The sequence below is a fragment of the Streptomyces sp. SBT349 genome (genome assembly GCF_001083795.1).
Classification (GTDB): Bacteria; Actinomycetota; Actinomycetes; order Streptomycetales; family Streptomycetaceae; genus Streptomyces.
Map to the genome: position 1 here is coordinate 11,404 of NZ_LAVK01000034.1, position 22,422 is coordinate 33,825.

Sequence of the window (22,422 nt, forward strand, 5' to 3'; positions counted from 1 at the left end):
CGGCTACCGGCCGGTGACCACCCGTCGAACGGCACCGGGTGGGGCGGCCGGAGCCGGCCTTGGGGTCAGTCCCCGGCGCGGTAGCTCTCCGCCGTGACGTCGTAGATCTCGCCGAGGCGGTCCCGCTGGTCGGCCGGGCCCACGACCATGACGACGTGGTAGAAGCCGTCGATGAGCAGGACGCGGTTGTACGCCCTCCGCTCGCCGTCGTCGCCCAGCCAGTCGAATATCCCCTCGGCCACCGAGATGTCGCCGACCCTGTCCTCGAACAGGCCGGTGGAGACGCCGTACTGATAGGCCCGGTAGGCGTCGAGCTCGCGCTGCTCCCTGAGCTGGTAGTCGCTGGGCTCGCTGGCGAACTCGGCCGTGCTGTCCCTGCCCGGCACGAAGAGCAGCTGGAGTCCCTCGCCGGAGTAGACGATCTGGCCGTCCGCGTTCTCCGCCTGCCGCTCCCAGCCCTCGGGCACGGCCGCGCTGAACCCGCCGTCGTCCTCGACGACCGTGAAGCCGCTGGGGGGCGGCGCCGGGTGCGAGTCCTCCTCCGCGGGGGACGGCTCGGTCGCGTCCTCGGTCGGCTGGGAGGAGGGGCCGGGCTGCTCCTCCCCCGGGGACTCGCGCCCGGCCGGCTCCTGGGACTCGGGGCCCGGCGGGGCCGAGCCGCGGTCGTCGGACCGGTCGTCCCCCGACATGAACGTCACCACATAGGCGACGGCCCCGGCGAGCCCGAGCAGCACCAGCGTGAGCAGCGCCCGCCCGAGCCGGCGCGGATTGCGCGGGCCACGCGGGCGCGGGCGCCGGCGCGGGCCGACGAGTTCGCCTCTGCGGCGCACGATCGGCAGCCGCCTCGGGGCGGCGGGCCGCCCCGGCTCCAAGGCGGGCGGGGCGGTGACCGTGTGGCGGCCGACCTCGGGCTCGGGCGCGCTGCGCAGCAGCGAACGGAGCCAGCCACGCAGCTCCTCGGCGCTCAGCCGCTCGGTGGGGTCCTGCCGCAGCAGCGACTCGATGATGGGGCGCAGCGCGCCGCAGTCCTCCGCGAACGCGGGCTGCTCCGCGCAGACCGCCTGGGTGAGCTCGGCGGCGCTCTCCTCGGGATAGGGCGGGTAGCCCTGCACGGCCCGGAAGAGCAGGGCGCCCAGCGCCCAGAAGTCGGCGGGCGGGCCGACCGGAGGGGCCAGCCGCCAGTTGGCGTAGACGGGCCCCGCCTGCTCGGGCGCCCACCGCTCGGTGACGGCGCCCACGGTGGCGATGCGCGCCTGGCGCGCGCGCTCGGCGGCCAGCGCGCTGTCCGGGCCGCGGTAACGGTCCTCCCCGCCGGGAACGACGACCGTCTCGTGCGGCCGCTCGTCCGGTCGGTCCGGCGGCGGCTCCCCGGCGTGCTGCCGCGGCGCGGGCAGCGCCCCCGCCTGGCGCGGCGTGGGCTCCCAGCCGGTGCGCACGGGGTGGCTCGGCCGCCCGGGGCCCGGCAGCTCCGTCGGCCCCGAGCCGCCGGTGCGCTGGGCGGCTCCGGCCTGGGTGCCGGCGCGGTAGGCGGCGATGGCGCCGCTGCGCGCCGCGCGCTCGGCGGCGGTCGGGGGGCGCCCGCCCTGCCCCGGCGCGTCGGCGCCGCCCTCGAAGTCCCAGGTGGCGGGCAGCCGTTCGCCGCCCTGCGGGTGCGGGGGGTGCCCCTGATACCCGGGGCCGTGGCCCGGCTCGGGGTGGTGCCCCTCGGGGTACTCCCCCGGCTCGGCGTCGTGCGGCGAGCCGCCCTGCTGGCGCACCCGGGCGACGAAGCCCGCCGCGCCGGCGCCACCGCCCGGTCCCGCGGACGGGCCGTGCTCCTGCCCCGGGTCCTCGACCCGGGGAACGCTGCCGGTCTCCCAGCGCCGGTAGGCGTCCGGCGGCGGGACCTCGGGGTCACCCCACGGCTGCCCGGCGTACGGCTGCGGATACGCGCCCTGCGGTCGGGAGCCGTGCTGCCCCTGACCGTGCTGCCCCTGACCCAGCGGGCTTTGACCGTGCTGCCCCTGACCGTGCGGGCCCGGGGACCCCGGTCTGGTCGGCCCCTGGGGACCCTGCCCCGGCTCCCCCGGCCCGTTGCCCTGGAGGTGGAACCCGGGCGGCAGGCCGCCCTGACGGCGCACGCGGGCCGCCAGGTCGCCGTGGTCCTCGGCCGACGGCGGCTGGTGCCGCTGCGGGGGCGGCTGGAGTTGGGCGGGCGGCTGCTGCCGGTCGCCCGGCGGGGCCTGGCGCTCGGGGGCCACCTGCCGCTCGGCCTGCGGCGGGCGGGGGCCCGCGGCGAACGTGTCGGGCAGGTCCGAGGGCAACGGGTCGTACCCGCACAGGACTTCCTCGGCCGCGCCCGCCGCGAGACCGGTCAGCACCGCGCGCCCGTCCTCGCAGATCAGCACCGTGCGGGCCGTGACGTTCCGGTGGGTCCAGCCCTGGGCGTGGACGATCCGCAGCGCGGCGAGCAGGTCGGCCGCCACCTCGGCCGCGCGGAACGGGCCGAGCCGCTCCTCGGCCAGCACGGCGGCCAACGGCCGTGCCGGAACTAATTCGCTGACGATCCAGAGGCCGTCCCCCTGCACGAAGACGTCGAAGACCTGGTCGAGCCGCGGGTGGTCGGGAAGCCTCGCCGCGGCGGCCGCCGCCTCGACCGCGCGCCGCACGACCGGGTCGTCGGGCAGCCGGGTCGCCCGGTCAGCCGAACGCGGGGCAGCCGGACGCGGCCTGCCGACCTCGTCCAGCGTCTCCGCCTCGACGACCTCTGGCAACGGCACCTGCCGCACCAGGACTTCCTGCCCACTGGCAGTGTCGAAGGCCCGTGACTCGATGAGCTCGAACTCGTCCGAGGGAGTCCTCGGGAGTCGGTAGCGATCAGCCAGAAGCCGTCCCGCATAACTTTCCACGATGCCTCCCCACCGCGTGCAGGCCCCCCGCGCCGGATCCGGCCTATCACCATACGCGCCGGGGACATCCCTCGGCTACGGTCCGTCAACTGCTGATACGTCTCAGTTCAACGGCTGGAAGGTCTCGAAGGCCGTCTCGCGCAGGGTGGAGCACGTCCTGTCGTTCCAGGCGTCGGCCGCACAGGTGATCATGATCGCGTAGCCGTGGGAGGCGTCGATCCTGAAACCCCTGTCCAGCACGTGTACCCGGGTACCCCCTTCGGTTCTCTCGAAATGCCAGTCGGCGACGGTCGGATAGTCGCGCCACTCCACCGCCTCGATGGAGATCCGCTGGTAGTCCGTGCTGTTGGTCCGTGTGCTCGGCTCCAGGTCCTCCCACGCCTCCACGGCGTCCTCGGTCGGGCTGTCGGTGAAGTCGACCTGGACCTTGGGGCCTTCGCCGCCCGGCGCGCTGTAGACGGCCCCCGAGTTCTGCCCCGACGTGCCGGTGCGCTCCCAGCCCTGGGGCAGGGATATGCGGAAGTTGAAGTCGGTGTCCTCGATCTCCGAGTATCCGGCCGGGGTTTCGGGGAGCTCGGCGCCCGGGTCGGTCTCGGGCGAGGTGCCCGGCGGCCCGTCCTCCTCGGGCGAGCCCTCCGGCGGCGGGTCGGCCGTGTCCGAGGGCCCGCCCGAGGGCTCCTCGCCGCCCGCCGGGTCCTCGGACTCCTCCTCGCCGTCCGGCGTGGGCGCCTCCTGCGTGGGGCCCTGCCCGCCGGTCTCCGTCTCGTCGTCCCCGCCGCCCGTGAGGGCCGTCGCCAGGGCGGCGCCCAGCAGCGCGAGCAGCGCCACCACCACGCCGGCGACGACCAGCGCGCGCCGGCGCCTCTCGTCCCCCGGGCGCGAGCCCCTCGTCGTGGTGCTCCCGCCCGCGCCCGTACGCGGGGGAACGGGCGTGGGCGGCGGGGTGGGCGCGTCGGCCCCGATCGCGGCCACCGACTGCGCCGGGGTGGGCGCCGCGTCGGGCACCAGCGTCGCGGGGACCGCGGGCGTCGCGGACCCGGGGGTGCCGGGCGCCTTCGAGGGCCTGGCCGGGGTGCCGGCCGGGCCGAGGCCGACGACCAGCGTCTTCGGCTCGTCGCCCGCGGGCTTCGCCGCGGGCTTCTCGGCCTCGGTCAGCGCCGCGGCGAGCATCCGGCCGGCCTCGGGCTCGTCCAGGCGCGCGGCCGGGTCCTTCCTCAGCAGCCCGGCGATCACCTCGGTCAGCGGTCCCGCCCTGCGGGGCGCGGGGACCGGGTCGTGCATGACGGCGGCGAGCGTGGCGATCGCCCCGCCCTCGTCGTAGGGCGGGCGGCCCTCGACGCAGCAGAACAGCAGGGCGCCCAGCGACCAGAGGTCGGCGGGCGGCCCCGGCGGCGCGCCCCTGGCGCGCTCGGGCGAGATGTAGGAGGGGGCGCCGACGAGCATGCCGGTGGAGGTGATCGACGGGTCGCCCTCGACCTTGGCGATGCCGAAGTCGGTGAGAACGACGCGGCCGTCCTCGTCGGCGATGATCACGTTGGACGGCTTGACGTCCCGGTGCAGGATGCCCGCGGCGTGCGCGGCGCGCAGCACTTCGAGCACGGCGAGCCCGGTCGCGGCGGCGCGGGCGGGCGACATGGGCCCGTCGTTGCGCACCACGTCGGCCAGCGACCGCCCCTCGATGAGCTCCATGACGATCCAGGGCCGGGAGCCCTCGTCCACCACGTCGTAGATGGTGACGACGCCTCGGCTGCGGATCGTCGCGATGGCCTTGGCCTCGCGCAGCGTCCGCGTGATCATCCGCTTCCGCTCGGAGTCGTCCACGCCGGGCGGCAGCCGAAGCTCCTTCACGGCCACGGCACGGCCGAGGACTTCGTCCGTCGCGTGCCACACCGTGCCCATGCCGCCGCGGCCGACGACGGAGCCCAGCCGGTACCGCCCGTTCAGCAGGCGCGCGGCGCGCACCGGCCGCGTCAGCTCCTCCGTCACATCCGCCGACGGCGCGGCCACCGGCGCGTCCGAGGGTTCCTCCACGCCCCCCTCCGCCGCCTTGTCCGCCGCCGCGTCGGCCGGCGTGTCCGCCGGCGCGCTGTCGGCGCGCGCCTTCTCGTCGCGGGGCTCCCGCTCCGGCATCTCGTCCGGCACGGCGGTGTCCCCGTTGTCTTGGCCCATGCGTCCCCTCCGGCTTCCCCGGCCATTGTCACCCATTCCGCCGACACCCGGGCCGCGGGGCGCGTCAGGCCGAGCCCGCGACGCGTCTACGTCACGGCCGCGACGCCTCCATGCCGCGTCCAGGACACCCCCACGCCCCTCACCGCCCGCTCACAGTGGCACCGTGTCAGCGGCGCCGAGCCGGGCCGCGTCCGCGGTCTGGTCGTCCGGCTGGAGCTGCGACTCGCGCTCCGCCTCCACCCTCTTCTCGTAGTGCTGCACCTCGCGTTCGACCTGTTCCGGGGTCCAGCCGAGCACCCCGGCCATCAGCTCGGCGCACTCGCGGGCGCTGCGCGTGCCGCGGTCGAACGTCTCGATGGAGATGCGCGTCCTGCGGGTGAGCACGTCCTCCAGGTGCCGCGCGCCCTCGTGCGAACAGGCGTAGACGATCTCGGCCTTGAGGTAGTCGTCGGCGGCGGGCAGCGGCTCGCCGAGGCGGGGGTCCTCGGCGACCAGGTCGAGCACCTCCTCCGTCAGCGACCCGTAGCGGCCCAGCAGATGCTCGATGCGGGCCTCGTGCAGCCCGACGCGGGTGGCCAGACGGGCCCTCGCGTTCCACAGCGCGTGGTACCCCTCGGCGCCCGCGAGCCGCACCTCCTCGGTGCAGCACTCGGCGACGCGCTGGTCGAGCCCGTGGACGGCCGCGTCCACCGCGTCCTTGGCCATCACCCGGTAGGTCGTGTACTTGCCGCCCGCCACCACCACGAGCCCCGGCACCGGGTGCGCCACCGTGTGCTCGCGCGACAGCTTGCTGGTGGCGTCCGACTCACCGGCCAGCAACGGGCGCAGGCCCGCGTAGACGCCCTCGACGTCGTCGCGGGTGAGCGGCACGGCCAGCACGGAGTTGAGGTGGTCGAGCAGGTAGTCGATGTCGGCGCTCGACGCCGCGGGGTGCGCCTTGTCCAGGTCCCACGCGGTGTCCGTGGTGCCGATGATCCAGTGCCTGCCCCACGGGATGACGAACAGCACGCTGGTCTCGGTGCGCAGGATCAGCCCGGTCGAGGAGTGGATGCGGTCCTTGGGTACCACCAGGTGGATGCCCTTGGAGGCGCGCACATGGAACTGGCCGCGCTCGGCGATCATCGCCTGCGTGTCGTCCGTCCAGACGCCGGTGGCGTTGACCACCTGTTTGGCCCGCACCTCGTAGGTGCCGTCCTGCTCCAGGTCGCGCACCTTCACGCCGACGACGCGCTCGCCCTCGCGCAAGAACTCGGTCACCCGCGCCCGGTTCGCCATGTGCGCGCCGTAGCCCGCGGCCGTGCGGACCAGCGTGGCGACGTAGCGGGCGTCGTCCATCTGGGCGTCGTAGTACTGCAACGCGCCGACCAGCGCCTCCTTCTTCAGCGCGGGCGCGATCCGCAGCGCGTGCCGGCGCGTGAGGTGCCGGTGGTGGGGCAGCCCGCCGCCGCGGCCCGAGGACTTGGCCATGACGTCGTACATCGCCACGCCGGTCCCCGCGTACAGCCGCTCCCAGCCGCGGTGCTTGAGGGGGTAGAGGAACGGGACGGGCCGCACCAGGTGCGGGGCGATCCGGTCCAGCAGCAGCCCGCGCTCCTTCAGCGCCTCGCGGACCAGGCTGAAGTCGAGCATCTCCAGATAGCGCAACCCGCCGTGGATCAGCTTGCTCGAACGGCTCGATGTCCCGGATGCCCAGTCCCGCGCCTCGACGAGCCCGGTGGCCAGGCCCCGGGTCACGGCGTCGAGCGCGGTTCCCGCCCCGACGATGCCCCCGCCGATCACGAGAACGTCGAGCTCGCGCTCCGACATCCGGGCCAGTGCCTCGGCCCGCTGTCCGGGGCCCAGTGCGGCTGTCCTCACGCCTGCCTCCTCAACAGGACGCTCCGCCAGCGCGGACGCCCACTCGCTCGCCTGCTCGTTCGGGTCATGTCCCGCTACCGATGCTCCCCCATTTCCGACGCTTTGGCGCGCCATCGGTCCGCCCCGGCGGTCCATCGGCTACATCTGTCATATACGCCCCTAATCAGACAGACAGGGGAGAACGGAGCCGTACCGCGTATGCCCGCTGATCTCGCCGTTCTCGGCCTGGAGCAGCTGGGACTGCCCGCCGCCCAGGCCGCCACCGCCGCCGGCATCGCCACCGTCGGCTTCACCCCCGAGTCCGGGAGTGCCGCCGGGCTGAACGCGGGCCGTCCCCCCGCGAGCGGCTCGCTCTCCGCCGCCGAACTGCGCCGCATGCTCGCCTCCGGTTTCCACGCCACCAGCGACCCGGCGGTGCTCGGCCGGGTCCGTACGGCGCTGATCTGCTCTCCTACCCCGCCGGGCGCCGGGCACGCGCCCGATCTGAGCGCCGTGCGCGCCGCGGCCACGGCGCTCGCCGCGCGGCTGCGCCCCCGCACGCTGGTGGTCGTCGAGTCCGCCGTCCACCCGGGCACCACCGGGGACGTGGTGCGCCCGCTGCTCGAACGCGGCTCGGGGCTGCGCGCCGGGCGCGACTTCCACCTGGCATGCGCCCCCGGCCGCCTCGACCCGGGCAGCCGCTCGTTCGGCTACGCCAACATCCCGCGCGTCATCGGCGGCCTCACCCCCGCCTGCACGGAGGCCGCCGCCGCGTTCTACGGGCGGCTGACGGACAAGGTGGTCAGGGCCAGGGGAGTGGCCGAGGCCGAGGCGGCGAAGGTCCTGGAGACCAACTTCAGGCACGTCAACACCGCCCTGGTCAACGAGATGGCGGTGCTCTGCCACGAGCTCGGCGTCGACCTGTGGGACGTGCTGCGCTGCGCGGAGACCAAGCCGTTCGGCTTCCTCGCCTTCCGCCCCGGGCCGGGCGTCGGCGGCCACTCGGCCCCGGTGGACCCCGGCGGCAGGCTGCGCCTGGTCGGCCTGGCGCGCGAGGTCAACGAGCGCATGCCGCGCTATGTCACCGGACGGGCCGCGGCCCTGCTCAACGAGCACGGCAAGTCGGCGCGCGGCGCCCGCGTGCTGCTGCTCGGCGTCACCTACAAGCCCGACCTGCCCGACGAGGAGGGCGCGCCGGCCCGCGAGATCGCGACCCGGCTCATGGGCCTGGGCGCGCAGCTCACCTTCCACGACCCCTTCGTGCTGGGCTGGCGCGTGGCGGGCAGCCAGATCCCGCGCGCCGACTCGCTCTACGACGCGGTGGCGGACGCCGACCTGACGCTGCTGCTCCAGCCGCACGCCACCTACGACTTGGCCGGCCTGGCCGCCAAGGCGCCGCTGCTGCTCGACACCAGGGGCGCCACCCCGGCGGGGGCCGCCAACCGGTTGTGAGCCAACCGGTTGTGAGGCGCGCGCCCCCTCGCCTACGTTGGAAGGGCCATGAGCGCGGGCGAGAGGACCACGGCGAACGGAGACGGGCGGCAGGCCATCAGCCGCCGGTCCTTCGTGGGGCGCTCGGGGCTCGCGCTCGCCGGAAGCGTCGGAGTGCTCGCGAGCGCCCCCGGCGCGCTGGCATGCGAGAGCGCCGTCGAACGCGCCGCCGGCTACGGCCCGCTGCGCCCCGATCCCGAGGGCGTGCTGTCGCTGCCCGAGGGCTTCTCGTACCGCGTCCTCACCAGGACCGGCGCCACCACCCTGACCACCGGCGAGCCCACCCCGGCCCGGCACGACGGCACCGGCACCTTCGAGGGCGCGCACGGCGCCGACCTGCTGGTCGTCAACCACGAGCTGCCCGGCCCCCGTTCGGACTGGGAGCACCCGGTGCCGCTGGCCGAGGACCTGGTCTACGACCCGGCCGCGTCCGGCGGCTGCACGGTGGTGGAGGTGCCGGGCGAGGGCGGCACGGTGCGGGAGTGGGTGGGCATCGCCGGGACCTCGACCAACTGCGCGGGCGGCACCACCCCCTGGGGCACCTGGCTGACCTGCGAGGAGAACTCCGACCGCGCGGGCGAGAACGGCATGTCCCGCGACCACGGCTATGTCTTCGAGGTGGACCCCTACGACCTGGCCGCCGCGCGCGACCCGCGCCCGCTCCTGGCCCTGGGCCGTTTCGACCACGAGGCCGTCGTCGTGGACCCGCGGCGGGGCCATCTCTACCTGACCGAGGACGCCTCGGACCCCCACGGCCTCTTCTACCGCTGGGTCCCGCCCCGCGGCTTCCGCCACGGCCACGGCGCGCTGCGCGCGCTGGACGGCGAGGCGGGCACGCTCCAGGCGATGCGCTGCGTCGACGCGGAGGGGCGGTTCGTGGACGACCTCACGCGCGCCACCGAGGTCGGCACCGTCTACGGCGTGGAGTGGGTCGAGGTGCCGGACCGCGACGCACGCGAGACGTCGGTGCGCGAGCAGTTCGGCGAGGGGCGCGTCACCCGCGGCAGCAAGCTGGAGGGGATGTGGTGGGGGACCGGCGGGGTGCACGTCGTCTCCTCCTACGCCCGCGGCGAGAGCCCGGGGGCGCCCCACGACGGGCAGGTCTGGTTCCACGACCCCAGGCGGCGCACGCTCACCCTGAAGGTGCTGCTCGGCTCGGACCGCGACCCGCTGGACCCGGGCCGCGTCGACGGCCCGGACAACATCACCGTCTCCCCCTACGGCGGCCTGATCATCGCCGAGGACGGCGAGGGCCACCAGCACCTGTTCGGCACGACCGGCGAGGGCGGCACGTTCCCCCTGGCCGGGAACGAGGTCAACGTCGGCACCGCCACCCGGCCCGCCTTCGGCGAGTTCACCGGAGTGAACTTCTCGCCCGACGGCCGCACGCTCTACGCCGCCATCCAGGAACCCGGCATCCTGCTGGCCGTCACCGGCCCCTGGCGCCGCCCTAACGGGAGCGGGCGACCGTGACCTCCACGCGCTGGAACTCCTTGAGCTCCGAGTAGCCGGTGGTCGCCATGGCGCGGCGCAGGGCGCCGAAGAAGTTCATCGAGCCGTCCGGGATGTGCGAGGGGCCGGTCAGGATCTCCTCCGTCGTGCCCACGGTGCCCAGGTGCACCTTCTTGCCGCGCGGCACGTCCTCGTGCACCGCCTCCATGCCCCAGTGGTGCCCGCGCCCCGGCGCGTCCGTGGCCCGCGCCAGCGGCGACCCCATCATCACCGCGTCCGCGCCGCAGGCGACCGCCTTGGGCAGGTCACCCGACCAGCCCACGCCCCCGTCCGCGATGACGTGCACATACCGCCCGCCCGACTCGTCCATGTAGTCCCGGCGCGCCGCCGCCACGTCGGCCACCGCGGTGGCCATCGGCACCTGGATGCCCAGCACGTTCCGCGTGGTGTGGGCCGCGCCCCCGCCGAAGCCGACGAGCACCCCGGCCGCGCCGGTCCGCATCAGATGCAGCGCCGCGGTGTACGTGGCGCAGCCGCCCACGATCACCGGCACGTCCAGCTCGTAGATGAACTGCTTGAGGTTCAGCGGCTCGGCCGCGCCCGACACGTGCTCCGCCGACACCGTGGTGCCGCGGATGACGAAGAGGTCCACGCCCGCGTCGAGGACCACCTTGGAGAACTGCGCGGTCCGCTGCGGCGACAGCGCGGCGGCCGTCACCACGCCCGCCTCCCTGACCTCGCGCAGCCGCCGGAAGATCAGCTCCTCGCGGATCGGCGCCGCGTAGATCTCCTGGAGGCGGCGGTTCGCCGAGGACTCCTCCAGCCCGGCGATCTCGTCGAGCAGCGGCTCGGGGTCCTCGTACCGGGTCCACAGACCCTCCAGGTTCAGCACCCCGAGCCCGCCCAGCTCGCCGATCCTGATCGCCGTGGCCGGTGAGACCACCGAGTCCATCGGCGCCGCCAGGAAGGGCAGCTCGAAGCGGTAGGCGTCGATCTGCCAGGCGATCGAGACCTCCTTGGGGTCACGCGTCCGCCGGCTCGGCACCACGGCGATGTCGTCGAACGCGTAGGCCCGCCGTCCGCGCTTGCCGCGCCCGATCTCGATCTCGGTCACGGGGGAACACCCTTCCTTAACGCCGCGAGTAGTTCGGGGCTTCCGTCGTCATCTGGATGTCGTGCGGGTGGCTCTCCTTCAGCCCGGCCGCGGTGATGCGGACGAACCGGCCGCGCTCCTTGATCTCGGGAACGGTGCGCCCGCCCAGGTAGTACATCGACTGGTGCAGGCCGCCGATCAGCTGGTGCACGACGGAGGCCAGCGGACCGCGGTAGGGCACCTGGCCCTCGATGCCCTCGGGGATCAGCTTGTCGTCCTCGCCGACCCCGTCCTGGAAGTACCGGTCCTTGGAGTACGAGCGACGATCCCCGCGCGACTGCATCGCGGCGAGCGAGCCCATCCCCCGGTAGGACTTGAACTGCTTGCCGTTGATGAACAGCAGCTCGCCCGGCGACTCCTCGCACCCGGCGAGCAGGCTGCCGAGCATCACCGTGTCGGCCCCGGCGACCAGCGCCTTGGCGATGTCGCCGCTGTACTGGAGGCCGCCGTCCCCGATGACGGGGATGCCCGCCTCGCGCGCGGCGAGCGACGCCTCGTGGATCGCGGTCACCTGCGGCACGCCGATCCCGGCGACCACGCGCGTGGTGCAGATCGAGCCGGGGCCCACGCCGACCTTGATGCCGTCCACGCCCGCGTCCACCAGCGCCTTCGCGCCGTCGCGGGTGGCCACGTTCCCGGCGACGATGTCGACGCCGTCGTAGTTCGACTTGATCTTCGCGGCCATGTCGGGGACCAGCCGCGAGTGGCCGTGGGCGGTGTCCACCACCAGGAAGTCCACGCCCGCCTCGATCAGCGCCTCGGCCCGCTCGTAGGCGTCCCCCGCCACGCCGACCGCGGCGCCGACGATCAGCCGGCCCTCGCCGTCCTTGGCCGCCTGCGGGTACTTCTCGGCCTTCACGAAGTCCTTGACGGTGATCAGGCCCTTGAGCCGGCCCTCGCCGTCCACCAGCGGCAGCTTCTCGATCTTGTGCCGGCGCAGCAGCTCCATCGCGTCCTCGCCGGAGATCCCGACCCGGCCGGTGACCAGCGGCATCGGCGTCATGACCTCGCGCACCTGGCGGCCGCGGTCCGGCTCGAAGGCCATGTCGCGGTTGGTGACGATGCCCAGCAGCCGCCCCGCCGCGTCGGTGACCGGCACGCCGCTGATGCGGAACCGCCCGCAGAGCTCGTCGGCCTCGCGCAGCGTGGCGTCCGGGCGGATGGTGATCGGGTCGGTCACCATGCCGGACTCGGAGCGCTTGACGCGGTCGACCTGGGCGGCCTGGTCCTCGATCGACAGATTCCGGTGGAGGACACCCGCGCCGCCCTGCCGGGCCATGGCGATGGCCATCCGCGCCTCGGTGACCTTGTCCATGGCGGCGGAGAGCAGCGGAACGTTCACCCGGACGTTGCGGGAGATGTGCGAGGCGGTGTCGATGTCGCCGGGCGCCATGTCCGCGGGGCCGGGCAGCAGCAGCACATCGTCGAAGGTCAGCCCGAGCGCCGCGAACTTCTCCGGCACCTCACCCGCGTAATCAGTCATGACAGCCTTTCCCGCGCAACCCGCATGGCTGTCCATGCTACGGCTCCATCGGAGTGCCCCTCGACTCGCTGCCCCACCCCGCTCGGCGCCCGGTCGGCGCCCGGTCCGATCCGCTCGGACGGGCCGGGAATCAGCGCCCGGCCAGCGCCCGCAGCCTGCTCAGCGCGCGGTGCTGCGCCACCCGGACGGCCCCGGGGGACATGCCGAGCTTCTGCCCCGTCTCCTCGGCGGTCAGCCCGATGGCGACGCGCAGCAGAACGAGCTCGCGCAGGTGGTCGGGGAGGTTCGCCAGGAGCTTCCTCGCCCACGCGGCGTCGCTGCTCAGCAGCGCCCGCTCCTCGGGGCCGAGGGAGTCGTCGGGCCGCTCCGGCATCTCGTCGGACGGCACGGCCGTGCTGCCGGGGTGGCGGAGCGCGGCCCGCTGGAGGTCGGCGACCTTGTGCTGGGCGATGGCGACGACGAACGCGTCGAACGGGCGTCCGGTGTCGCGGTAGCGCGGCAGGGCGCAGAACACGGCGAGACACACCTCCTGCGCGAGGTCGTCCACGAAGTGCCGTGCCTCGCCCGGCAGCCGCGCCAGCCTCATCCGGCAGTAGCGCAGGGCCAGCGGGTGCACATGGGCGAGAAGATCGTGCGTGGCCTGGGGGTCCCCTTCGGCCGCGCGAAGGACGAGGGCGCCGATCCCCGCTGTCTCGTCATCGCGCATCGGTCCATGGTGCACCGTCGCCGCACGGTCCGGACCACCGCCGGCGGAGTTGTGCACCGAAGCGTTATGTGCGGCGGGAGCGTTGTGCGCGGGAGCACCGAACGACATGTCCCGGGCCCTCCCCTCGCGCCAGGCCGACTCGTCCCCATGGAGCGTCATACCTTCAAGGATGCGGCACCGGCCACGCTTTTGATCCGCCGCACCTCACCGGACGGGGTGAGCGCCACCGCCGCGCTCCCCGTCCGGCCTGCTGAGACCCCCTGCGGGTCAGCGGACAAGACCCCAGCGGAAGCCGAGCGCCACCGCGTGCGCGCGGTCGGAGGCCCCCAGCTTCTTGAACAGCCGACGGGCGTGCGTCTTGACCGTGTCCTCGGAGAGAAAGAGCTCGCGCCCGATCTCGGCGTTCGACCGGCCGTGACTCATCCCCTCCAGGACCTGGATCTCGCGGGCGGTGAGCGTCGGCGCCGCGCCCATGTCCGAGGAACGCAGCCGGCGCGGCGCGAGCCGCCAGGTCGGGTCGGCGAGCGCCTGGGTGACGGTGGCGCGCAGCTCCGCCCTGGACGCGTCCTTGTGGAGGTACCCCCGGGCCCCGGCCGCGACGGCGAGCGCCACGCCGTCGAGGTCCTCGGCGACGGTGAGCATGATGATGCGCGCACCGGGGTCGGCGGAAAGAAGGCGCCGGACGGTTTCCACACCGCCGAGGCCGGGCATCCGGACGTCCATCAGAATCAGGTCGGAACGGTCGGCACCCCAGCGGCGCAGCACCTCCTCGCCGTTGGCGGCCGTCGTGACCCGCTCCACACCGGGCACGGTCGCGACCGCGCGGCGGAGTGCCTCCCGGGCGAGCGGGGAGTCGTCGCAGACAAGGACGGAAGTCATGGTCGCCCTCCGCAGCTGATGCGCATCACCTTGAGCCTCCAGGCAGTCGTGTGTGTCGTCATCTGTGCGGTTGACAAGCCGTGTCAACCGCCTCGCCCTCTCAACGACGGTCACCCGAAAGAGTTACGGCCTCCAACCTCACAGCAGCAGCACTGTACGTGACCGACCGATCACGCGGGGGCCGCCTTCGACAAACACGCCGAACATCCGTTTTTGACCTATTTAGACCTTATTGCCCATCTTGGGGTGTCTATGGCTATATTCGGCTGGTAGTCATATTTACATCTGTTCCGTGCGGCCTCTCGCTGATTCACGCGGTGCGCGGGATTCCCTTCGGATTGATTCGGATTTCATTCGGATTTCTACAACTTCTTCCAGCTCGATGACGATTGGGACACTGTCATGGCAGATTTCTCCCGCCTTCCGGGCCCCAACGCCGACCTGTGGGACTGGCAGCTCCTGGCCGCCTGCCGGGGGGTGGACAGCTCGCTGTTCTTCCATCCCGAGGGCGAGCGCGGGGCGGCCCGCAGCGCGCGTGAGGAGGCGGCCAAGGAAGTGTGCATGCGCTGCCCGGTGCGGGCCGAGTGCGCCGCGCACGCGCTGTCCGTCCGCGAGCCGTACGGCGTCTGGGGCGGTCTGACCGAGGACGAGCGCGAGGAGCTGCTCGGCCGGGCCCGTCGCGACCTGGTGAACGCGCACCCTCAGCAGACCAGGCGCTGACCACGACTACCGTCTTGGTATGACAACTGCATTGGTGACGGGAGCGACCGCCGGTATCGGCGCCGCCTTCGCCCGCCGGCTGGCCCGGGACCGGCACGACCTGGTGCTCGTCGCGCGCGACGCCGAGAGGCTGCGGCGGCAGGCCGCCGAGCTGCACGACCGGCACGGGATCGAGGCGGCCGTGCTGCCGGCCGACCTGTCGACCGACGAGGGCATCGGCGCGGTGGAGCGGCGGCTCTCCGACCCGGACCGCCCGGTGGACCTGCTGGTCAACAACGCCGGCTTCGGCCTGAAGGGCGGCTTTCTCGACGCGCCCCTCGCCGATGAGCTGCGGATGCTGAAGGTGCACTGCGAGGCGGTGCTGCGGCTGACCGCGGCGGCCGTGGAGCCGATGCGCGGGCGCGGCCGGGGCGGCGTGGTGAACGTGGCGTCGGTGGCCGCGTTCTTCCCCCGGGGCACCTACAGCGCGTCGAAGGCGTGGGTGGTGCAGTTCACCGAGGGCGCGGCGCGCGACCTGGCGGGCAGCGGGGTGCGGCTGACGGCGCTGTGTCCGGGCTTCGTGCGCACCGAGTTCCACGAGCGGGCCGCGCTGGGCATCGGCGCGATCCCGGACTGGATGTGGCTGGACGCGGACCGGGTGGTCGAGACGGCGCTGAGGGACCTGGCGCGGAACAAGACGGTGTCGATCCCCGACGCGCGGTACAAGGTGCTGACGGGCGCGGCCCGGCTGGCGCCGCGGAGCGCGCTCGGCGGCATCTCGGCCAGGGCGCGCCGCCGCTACGGGCCGCGCCGCGGCGACTGAACGCGCACGGGCCCCGTTCCGCCGGCCGGACTCGGCGGTGGAACGGGGCCCGTTCTGCGCTCGGCTGGCTGCCGGTCAGTGGGAGTGACCGTGGCCGTGCCCGCCGGCGCTCTCCGGCTCCTCTTCCTTCTTCTCGACCACCACGGTCTCGGTGGTGAGCAGCAGGGAGGCGATGGAGGCGGCGTTCTGCAGGGCGGATCGGGTCACCTTCACCGGGTCGATGACGCCGTCCTTGACCAGGTCGCCGTAGACGCCGGTGGCGGCGTTGTAGCCCTGGCCCTTGTCGAGCTCGGCCACCTTGGAGGTGATCACGTAGCCCTCGAGGCCCGCGTTCTCCGCGATCCAGCGCAGCGGCTCGACGAGGGCGCGGCGGACGATCGCCACGCCGGTGGCCTCGTCGCCGGTCCTGTCGAGGCCGCCCTCGAGCACCTTCGCCGAGTGGACGAGGGAGGCGCCGCCGCCGGGGACGATGCCCTCCTCGACCGCCGCGCGGGTGGCCGAGATGGCGTCCTCGAGACGGTGCTTCTTCTCCTTGAGCTCCACCTCGGTGGCGGCGCCGACGCGGATGACGCACACGCCGCCCGCGAGCTTCGCCAGGCGCTCCTGGAGCTTCTCGCGGTCCCAGTCGGAGTCCGTGGCGTCGATCTCGGCGCGGATCTGGGCGACCCTGCCCTCGATGTCGGAGGACTTGCCCGCGCCGTCGACGAGGGTGGTGTCGTCCTTGGTGATGGTGACGCGGCGGGCGGAGCCCAGCACGTCGATGCCCACCTGGTCGAGCTTGAGGCCGACCTCCTCGGAGATCACGGTGCCGCCGGTGAGGGCGGCCATGTCGCCGAGCATCGCCTTGCGGCGGTCACCGAAGCCGGGGGCCTTGACGGCCACCGAGTTGAACGTGCCGCGGATCTTGTTGACGACGAGGGTGGAGAGCGCCTCGCCCTCGACGTCCTCGGCGACGATCAGCAGCGGGCGGGAGCCGCCGGACTGCATGATCTTCTCCAGGAGCGGGAGCAGGTCCTGGATGGAGGCGATCTTGCCCTGGTGGATGAGGATGTAGGGCTCGTCGAGGACGGCCTCCATCCGCTCCTGGTCGGTGACCATGTAGTGCGAGAGGTAGCCCTTGTCGAAGGCCATGCCCTCGGTGAACTCCAGGTCGAGACCGAAGGTCTGCGACTCCTCGACGGTGATGACGCCGTCCTTGCCGACCTTGTCCATCGCCTGGGCGATGAGCTCGCCGACCTGCTTGTCCTGGGCGGACAGGGCGGCGACGGCGGCGATGTCCTCCTTGGAGTCGATCGGCCGGGCGCTGGCGCGCAGGTCCTCGGCGACCGCCTCGACCGCGGCGTCGATGCCCCGCTTCAGGCCCGAGGGGGAGGCGCCGGCGGCCACGTTGCGCAGACCCTCGCGGACGAGCGCCTGCGCCAGCACGGTGGCGGTGGTGGTGCCGTCACCCGCGATGTCGTTGGTCTTGGTCGCCACCTCCTTGACCAGCTGCGCGCCCAGGTTCTCGTAGGGGTCCTCGACCTCGACCTCGCGGGCGATGGTCACGCCGTCGTTGGTGATGGTGGGAGCGCCGAACTTCTTGTCGATGACAACGTTCCGGCCGCGGGGACCGATGGTGACCTTGACGGTGTCCGCGAGCTGGTTGACGCCGCGTTCGAGGGCGCGGCGGGCGTCCTCATCGAATTTCAGGATCTTCGCCATGGGTGTGGGTGTCCCTTAGTGGTCTTCGGAAAACGACACCACGCCCCGGCCCCGGCAGTCTGTCGACTCAGTCGCGGGTATCGGGGCGCGGCGTGATACGTCGGTGCCGTACGCGATTACTACTTCTCGATGATCGCGAGCACGTCGCGGGCCGAGAGAACGAGGTACTCCTCGTTGTTGTACTTCACCTCGGTACCGCCGTACTTGCTGTACAGCACGATGTCGCCGACCTTGACGTCGAGCGGCAGACGGTTGCCGTCCTCGAAGCGGCCGGGGCCCACGGCCAGGACAGTGCCCTCCTGGGGCTTCTCCTTGGCAGTGTCCGGAATGACCAGGCCCGAGGCCGTGGTCTGCTCGGCGTCGAGCGGCTGGACCACAATGCGGTCCTCGAGCGGCTTGATGGCAACCTTGGAGCTGACGGTCGTCACGATCCGACCTCCCCCTTCGGAGATCTCACGGGGTCTTCAATGGACTGACGGGCAACTGGGTGGACCCGTCGTCGCGGGTGCCGGATCCGCCTGTCACACGTATCTGGCACTCCTACGTGGAGAGTGCCAATGTCGAGACTATGCGGCTGTTAGCACTCAGTCAACTAGAGTGCCAGGCACCCTGGCGAGCGCCGTCGGCAGAGGACGCGCACGCGGGCGTATACGCGCCTGAGCAGGGCGCGTTGGACGCCGAGGGGCGCGTGCGGCGCCACCCGCCCCGGCGTGTCCCCCGCGTGTCCCCGGCGCTCAGATGTAGTCCTCCAGGCGGGCCACGGCGAAGCCCTGCTCGGTCACCGTGTCGAGCACGCGGCGCACCATGTCCGCCATGCTCCCCGACCACTCCCCCGTACCGCGGAAGTGGGTGAGGATGATGTCGCCGGGGTGGAACTTCCGGTCCGAGCGCCCCCATTCGATGCGGTCGGGGAACGCCTCCTCGGCCCACAGCGGCACCACCTCGACCCCGCAGGAGGCCGCCGCCCGCAGCGTGTCGCGGTCGTAGGCGCCGTAGGGCGGGCGGAAGAGGGAGGGCCGCTCGCCGATCTCCTTCTCCAGGGTGTCCTGCTGGCGGCAGATCTCCTCGCGCTGCTGGGTGTAGGTGAGGCGGGTCAGCTCCGGGTGGCTGACGGAGTGGTTGTGCATCCCGGCGCCGTCGCGCACGGCCTCGCGGAAGTAGCCGTAGTCCTCCCGCGCCACCTCGTCGGTGAGGAAGCCGCTGAAGGGGACGTCGAGTTGGCGCAGCATCTTCAGCAGCTCCGGGTCCTTCTCGGCGCCGTCGTCGATGGTGAGGAAGACGACCTTCTCGTCCGTGGGCACCTGGACGATCACCGGGGGCAGGCCCGCGCCCTCCACATGTCCCGGCTCGGTGGTGAGCTTCGGCTTGCGCTTCGTGGGCGCCGGCGCGCGCAGGGGCGCGCGGCGCAGTCCCCAGCTCTTGGCCGCGGCGACACGGCGCGCCTCGGCGCGTTCGAGCCGGTCGGCGTAGGAGGCGACCGCCTCGGCGGCCCTGGCCGCCTGGCGCAGGGCCGGGGCGACGGCCTGGCCGCCCTTGCCCGGCGGGTTCGCATCGACCGTGGACGGCAGCTCCGCGTCCCCGTCCCGGGCCCCGGCGGGCAGCAGGAACGCCGGAAGCCCTGCCCCCGAGCAGACGAGGGCGAGTATCGCCGCGCCGCCCAGAGCACCGCAGCGCCGCACCCCTCGGGGAACCCATCGGTAATTTTGTCCTACTTGTTCGATAATCCTCATGGCTCGGGATGCTGCCACCCCCGCCCCCCGGACCCGTGCACGCCGATCCCGACCGGCGGGGAGAATGACTCAGGTGGCCGCACCCGAACTCGACGCCTCCTCCGCCCTGGCCTTCCGGGCCCTGCTGACCGAGCCGGGGCGCCGCCTCCTGGACGAGCTGCGCGACCTCGCCCCCGAGCGCGAACTGGCCGCCGCCACGCGCCTGCGCCGCGACCACCCGCCCGAGCTGGTGTCGGCGGCCATCGGCCAGGCCCGGCTGCGGCAGCGGGCCGCGGCGAAGTTCGGCGCGGAGGCGGAGCGCATGTACTTCACGCCGGACGGCGTGGAACAGGCCACGCGCGCCCCCGTCGCGGAGTGGCGCGCCCGGCGCCTCGCGGCGCTCGGCGCGCGGCGCGTGGCGGATCTGTGCTGCGGCATCGGCGGCGACGCGCTCGCCCTGGCGGGGGCCGGGATCGAGGTGCTCGCCGTGGACCGCTCCCCGCTGGCCTGCGCGGTCGCCGAGGCCAACGCCGCCGCGCTCGGCCTGTCCGACCGCGTCACGGTGCGGTGTGCCGCCGTCGAGGACACGGACGTCTCGGGCCACGACGCGGTCTTCGTGGACCCGGCCCGCCGCAGGACGGGCGGCGGCAGGATCTTCGCCCCGGAGGCGTACTCGCCGCCCCTCTCCTGGGCCGTCGCCCTAGCCGGGCGCGTTCCCCACGCGGCGCTCAAGATCGCGCCGGGGGTGCCGCACGAGGCGATTCCGGCGGAGGCGGAGGCGGAGTGGGTCTCGCACCGGGGCGAGGTCAAGGAGGCGGTGCTGTGGTTCGGCACCGGCGCGGCCCACCCCGTGCGCGCGACCCTGCTCCCCGGCGGCCACACGCTCACCGGCAGGGCCCGCCCGGCGCCCGCGGGCCCACCGGGCCGCTACCTCTACGAGCCGGACGGCGCGGTGATCCGCTCCCACCTCGTCGCGGATGTGGCGGAACGGGTCAACGGCCGCCTGCTCGACCCCGAGATCGCCTACATCACGAGCGACGAGGCGCACCCGACCCCGTTCGCGACGGCCTACGAGATCACGGACGTCCTCCCCTTCCACGTGAAGCGGCTGCGGGCGCTGCTGCGCGAACGGGACGTCGGCACGGTGACGGTGAAGAAGCGCGGCTCCGCGGTGACGCCCGAGACGCTGCTGAAGCAGCTGAAGCCGAAGGGCTCCGCCAGGGCCACCGTCTTCCTGACCCGGGTGGCCAACGCGCCCACCATGCTGCTGGCCCGGCCCGCGACCGACCCTCCCGGCTAGGGTCTGTCCGGCGGATCTTCGTGGATGGCGAGCGGCTCCCCCAGCCTGACGGCTGGGAGGTGCCCCCAATGCGGTGCATCGCTGGGCCCCTCCTGCCCGCTGGCGGGCAAGGAGGGAACCGGGTCGCCCCTCGCACGTGGGGGCACCTCCCGGACGGAGTCTGGGGGAGTACGTGGGCGATTCGGTAACGCGGCGAGGCTCCCCCAGGCCCTTCGGGGCCTGGGAGGTACCCCCATCCGCCGGCGTCGGGAGCCCGCGAGGATGCGCCGGACAGGCCCTAGTCCGAGACGGGCGAGAAGCGCCAGCGGTGGACCGGCCGGTGCAGCAACTCCTCGGGGGGCGTCGGCAGTTCGGGCACGTCGGCGGCGTAGGGCGCGTCCCACCACGTGATCACCAGCACCCGGTCCCCCGGGGCGGTGAACGTCTCGCGACGCGCCGGCGGGGGGTCCAGCTCCCGCGCGCGGGCCCACGCCAGCAGCTCCGCGCCCCGGCCCTCCGCCGCGCGCGCCTCCCACATCAGCGTCACCGCCATCAGGGGCGCCCCGGCGCGTGCGCGAGCGCTTCCGGCACATGGGGGTGCGTCACCGGCAGCGAGGAGTCGGCCGGGAGGTCGAGCCCCGACGGCGCGCGCCCCCGGGCCACCATCTCCGCGCCGAGTGCCGCCACCATGGCGCCGTTGTCCGTGCACAGTCCCGGCCGCGGCACCCGCAGGATCAGGCCCGCGGCGGCGCACCGTTCCTCCGCCATGGCGCGCAGCCGCGAGTTCGCGGCCACCCCGCCACCGATCATCAGGTGGTCCACGCCCTCCTCGCGGCAGGCCCTGACCGCCTTGCGCGTCAGCACGTCGGTGACCGCCTCCTGGAACGACGCCGCCACGTCCGCCACCGGCACGTCCTCGCCCGCGTTCCGCCGGGCCTCCACCCACCGCGCCACGGCCGTCTTCAGCCCGGAGAACGAGAAGTCGTACGGCGCGTCCCGCGGCCCGGTCAGGCCGCGGGGGAAGCGGATCGCGTCCGGGGCGCCGTCCCGCGCCAGCCGGTCGATCGCCGGGCCCCCGGGGAAGCCGAGGCCGAGGACGCGGGCCACCTTGTCGAACGCCTCGCCCGCCGCGTCGTCGATCGTCGCGCCCAGCGGCCTCACATCCGCCGTGATGTCCGGTGCCAGCAGCAGCGAGGAGTGGCCGCCCGAGACCAGGAGCGCCATCGTCGGCCGCGGCAGCGGCCCGTGCTCCAGCTGGTCGACGCACACGTGCGAGGCCAGGTGGTTGACGCCGTAGAGGGGCGTGCCCAGCGCGTACGCGTACGCCTTGGCCGCCGAGACGCCCACCAGCAGCGCGCCCGCCAGCCCCGGGCCCGCCGTCACGGCGACGGCGTCCAGGTCGGTGGGCGCCACCCCCGCGTCGGCCAGGGCCCGTTCGATCGTGGGGATCATCGCCTCCAGGTGCGCCCTGCTGGCGATCTCGGGGACGACCCCGCCGTAGCGGGCGTGGTCGTCCACGCTGGAGGCGACCGCGTCGGCCAGCAGCGTGTGGCCCCGGACCACGCCCACGCCGGTCTCGTCGCAGGAGGTCTCGATGCCGAGCACCAGGGGTTCGTCAGCCATCCTCGTCAGCCATCCTCAGCCGGTCCTTCCCCGTTCGCGTGCGCCGGCGCGCGGCGCATCACCAGCGCGTCGTGGTTGCCCGGCTGGTAGTAGCCGCGGCGCAGCCCGACGCGGGTGAAGCCGAAGCGGCGGTAGAGGCGCTGGGCGGGCGCGTTGTCCACGCGCACCTCGAGCAGCACCTCGTGGCAGCGGAACGCCTCGGCGGCGGCGAGCAGTTCGGCCAGGACCCGGCCGCCGAGGCCGTGGCTCTGGTGGTCGCCGGTGACGCCGATGGTCATCACCTCGCCCGTGCCGCCCGCGACGCCGAGCCCGCCGTAGCCGACCAGGCGGCCGTCCGGCGTCTCCGCCACCACGTAGTGGCGCGAACGTCCCGGGCCGCGCGCCCCCGCGAGCTCCCCCCAGTAGGTCGCCTCCGACCAGGCGTCGCGCGGGAACAGCTCCGCCTCCAGGGCCAGCACCCCGTCCATGTCCCACCAGCGCATCTCGCGCAGCACGACCCCGTCGTCCGCGCCGGCCGACCCGACCGTTCCC

18 protein-coding genes are annotated in these 22,422 nt (G+C 73.8%); 5 read left to right on the forward strand and 13 right to left on the reverse strand.

All coding sequences use genetic code 11. The features are described 5' to 3' along the window. Positions 1-65: 65 nt before the first annotated feature. The 3 genes from ADY01_RS06785 to ADY01_RS06795 form a co-directional block, all read right to left on the reverse strand. Complete coding sequence (locus ADY01_RS06785; RefSeq protein ID WP_234320110.1) at positions 66-2,888, reverse strand: serine/threonine protein kinase; 2,823 nt, start codon at positions 2,886-2,888, stop codon at positions 66-68. Positions 2,889-2,990: 102 nt separating this feature from the next. Then, positions 2,991-5,057 (reverse strand): serine/threonine-protein kinase, encoded by a 2,067-nt coding sequence (locus tag ADY01_RS06790; RefSeq protein ID WP_234320111.1) that lies wholly within the window; start codon positions 5,055-5,057, stop codon positions 2,991-2,993. Positions 5,058-5,207: 150 nt separating this feature from the next. Next, on the reverse strand, positions 5,208-6,914 hold the full coding sequence (locus tag ADY01_RS06795) for a glycerol-3-phosphate dehydrogenase/oxidase (protein ID WP_049567275.1): 1,707 nt from the start codon (positions 6,912-6,914) through the stop codon (positions 5,208-5,210). Between the two features lie 198 nt (positions 6,915-7,112). Here ADY01_RS06795 and ADY01_RS06800 point away from each other — a divergent pair, with 198 nt between their 5' ends. Further along, on the forward strand, positions 7,113-8,345 hold the full coding sequence (locus ADY01_RS06800) for a nucleotide sugar dehydrogenase (RefSeq protein WP_049567277.1): 1,233 nt from the start codon (positions 7,113-7,115) through the stop codon (positions 8,343-8,345). Positions 8,346-8,393: 48 nt separating this feature from the next. Beyond that, complete coding sequence (locus ADY01_RS06805; protein WP_049567279.1) at positions 8,394-9,857, forward strand: alkaline phosphatase PhoX; 1,464 nt, start codon at positions 8,394-8,396, stop codon at positions 9,855-9,857. On the opposite strand, the gene ADY01_RS06810 is transcribed toward ADY01_RS06805, so the two are convergent. The 4 genes from ADY01_RS06810 to ADY01_RS06825 all read right to left on the reverse strand — a co-directional run bounded on the left by ADY01_RS06810 (position 9,835) and on the right by ADY01_RS06825 (position 14,057). Next, on the reverse strand, positions 9,835-10,950 hold the full coding sequence (locus ADY01_RS06810; protein ID WP_049567280.1) for a GuaB3 family IMP dehydrogenase-related protein: 1,116 nt from the start codon (positions 10,948-10,950) through the stop codon (positions 9,835-9,837). The two genes, ADY01_RS06805 and ADY01_RS06810, sit on opposite strands and share 23 nt — an antisense overlap. 16 nt (positions 10,951-10,966) lie before the next feature. Beyond that, entirely contained in the window at positions 10,967-12,472 is a 1,506-nt protein-coding gene (gene guaB, locus ADY01_RS06815; protein WP_049567282.1) for an IMP dehydrogenase, read from the reverse strand. Positions 12,473-12,602: 130 nt separating this feature from the next. Beyond that, positions 12,603-13,178, reverse strand: coding sequence for an RNA polymerase sigma factor ShbA (shbA, locus tag ADY01_RS06820; RefSeq protein ID WP_049567284.1), 576 nt, complete (start codon positions 13,176-13,178; stop codon positions 12,603-12,605). 267 nt (positions 13,179-13,445) lie between these two features. Further along, complete coding sequence (locus ADY01_RS06825) at positions 13,446-14,057, reverse strand: response regulator transcription factor (RefSeq protein WP_019431595.1); 612 nt, start codon at positions 14,055-14,057, stop codon at positions 13,446-13,448. A gap of 402 nt (positions 14,058-14,459) precedes the next feature. On the opposite strand from ADY01_RS06825, the gene ADY01_RS06830 reads away from it, so the two are divergent. Then, entirely contained in the window at positions 14,460-14,777 is a 318-nt protein-coding gene (locus tag ADY01_RS06830) for a WhiB family transcriptional regulator (RefSeq protein WP_049567287.1), read from the forward strand. 19 nt (positions 14,778-14,796) lie between these two features. Beyond that, positions 14,797-15,579, forward strand: a complete 783-nt coding sequence (locus ADY01_RS06835) for an SDR family NAD(P)-dependent oxidoreductase (protein ID WP_049567295.1) — start codon at positions 14,797-14,799, stop codon at positions 15,577-15,579. Between the two features lie 75 nt (positions 15,580-15,654). Here ADY01_RS06835 and groL read toward each other — a convergent pair whose 3' ends face one another. From groL to ADY01_RS06850, 3 genes are all read right to left on the reverse strand, one after another. Then, entirely contained in the window at positions 15,655-17,280 is a 1,626-nt protein-coding gene (gene groL, locus ADY01_RS06840) for a chaperonin GroEL (protein ID WP_049567297.1), read from the reverse strand. Between the two features lie 119 nt (positions 17,281-17,399). Then, positions 17,400-17,708 carry a co-chaperone GroES gene (gene groES, locus ADY01_RS06845; RefSeq protein WP_049567300.1) on the reverse strand — a complete coding sequence of 103 codons (309 nt, stop codon included), beginning with the start codon at positions 17,706-17,708 and terminating at the stop codon, positions 17,400-17,402. Positions 17,709-18,014: 306 nt separating this feature from the next. Next, the gene (locus ADY01_RS06850) at positions 18,015-19,010 is read right to left on the reverse strand and encodes a polysaccharide deacetylase family protein (protein ID WP_049567304.1); all 996 of its coding nucleotides are present in this window, start codon (positions 19,008-19,010) and stop codon (positions 18,015-18,017) included. Between the two features lie 73 nt (positions 19,011-19,083). Here ADY01_RS06850 and ADY01_RS06855 point away from each other — a divergent pair, with 73 nt between their 5' ends. Beyond that, the gene (locus ADY01_RS06855) at positions 19,084-20,289 is read left to right on the forward strand and encodes a THUMP-like domain-containing protein (protein WP_420715603.1); all 1,206 of its coding nucleotides are present in this window, start codon (positions 19,084-19,086) and stop codon (positions 20,287-20,289) included. A 277-nt stretch (positions 20,290-20,566) separates the two neighbouring features. On the opposite strand, the gene ADY01_RS06860 is transcribed toward ADY01_RS06855, so the two are convergent. From ADY01_RS06860 to rimI, 3 genes are read right to left on the reverse strand one after another with little or no spacing between them, the layout of a single operon-like run. Next, the gene (locus tag ADY01_RS06860; RefSeq protein WP_049567310.1) at positions 20,567-20,821 is read right to left on the reverse strand and encodes a hypothetical protein; all 255 of its coding nucleotides are present in this window, start codon (positions 20,819-20,821) and stop codon (positions 20,567-20,569) included. Then, on the reverse strand, positions 20,821-21,891 hold the full coding sequence (gene tsaD / locus ADY01_RS06865) for a tRNA (adenosine(37)-N6)-threonylcarbamoyltransferase complex transferase subunit TsaD (protein ID WP_049567313.1): 1,071 nt from the start codon (positions 21,889-21,891) through the stop codon (positions 20,821-20,823). The genes ADY01_RS06860 and tsaD overlap by 1 nt, the downstream gene beginning before the upstream one ends. A 5-nt stretch (positions 21,892-21,896) precedes the next feature. Continuing rightward, positions 21,897-22,373 carry a ribosomal protein S18-alanine N-acetyltransferase gene (gene rimI / locus ADY01_RS06870; RefSeq protein WP_049567324.1) on the reverse strand — a complete coding sequence of 159 codons (477 nt, stop codon included), beginning with the start codon at positions 22,371-22,373 and terminating at the stop codon, positions 21,897-21,899. Positions 22,374-22,422 lie beyond the last annotated feature (49 nt).

Excerpts from the sequence above, each read along its gene's own strand:
- ADY01_RS06790 (WP_234320111.1), bottom strand. The coding sequence starts at position 5,057 with ATGGGCCAAGACAACGGGGACACCGCCGTGCCGGACGAGATGCCGGAG.
- ADY01_RS06800 (WP_049567277.1), top strand. The coding sequence starts at position 7,113 with ATGCCCGCTGATCTCGCCGTTCTCGGCCTGGAGCAGCTGGGACTGCCC.
- ADY01_RS06805 (WP_049567279.1), top strand. The coding sequence starts at position 8,394 with ATGAGCGCGGGCGAGAGGACCACGGCGAACGGAGACGGGCGGCAGGCC.
- guaB (WP_049567282.1), bottom strand. The coding sequence starts at position 12,472 with ATGACTGATTACGCGGGTGAGGTGCCGGAGAAGTTCGCGGCGCTCGGG.
- shbA (WP_049567284.1), bottom strand. The coding sequence starts at position 13,178 with ATGCGCGATGACGAGACAGCGGGGATCGGCGCCCTCGTCCTTCGCGCG.
- ADY01_RS06825 (WP_019431595.1), bottom strand. The coding sequence starts at position 14,057 with ATGACTTCCGTCCTTGTCTGCGACGACTCCCCGCTCGCCCGGGAGGCA.
- ADY01_RS06830 (WP_049567287.1), top strand. The coding sequence starts at position 14,460 with ATGGCAGATTTCTCCCGCCTTCCGGGCCCCAACGCCGACCTGTGGGAC.
- ADY01_RS06835 (WP_049567295.1), top strand. The coding sequence starts at position 14,797 with ATGACAACTGCATTGGTGACGGGAGCGACCGCCGGTATCGGCGCCGCC.
- groL (WP_049567297.1), bottom strand. The coding sequence starts at position 17,280 with ATGGCGAAGATCCTGAAATTCGATGAGGACGCCCGCCGCGCCCTCGAA.
- ADY01_RS06850 (WP_049567304.1), bottom strand. The coding sequence starts at position 19,010 with ATGAGGATTATCGAACAAGTAGGACAAAATTACCGATGGGTTCCCCGA.
- ADY01_RS06860 (WP_049567310.1), bottom strand. The coding sequence starts at position 20,821 with ATGGCGGTGACGCTGATGTGGGAGGCGCGCGCGGCGGAGGGCCGGGGC.
- tsaD (WP_049567313.1), bottom strand. The coding sequence starts at position 21,891 with ATGGCTGACGAACCCCTGGTGCTCGGCATCGAGACCTCCTGCGACGAG.
- rimI (WP_049567324.1), bottom strand. The coding sequence starts at position 22,373 with ATGCGCTGGTGGGACATGGACGGGGTGCTGGCCCTGGAGGCGGAGCTG.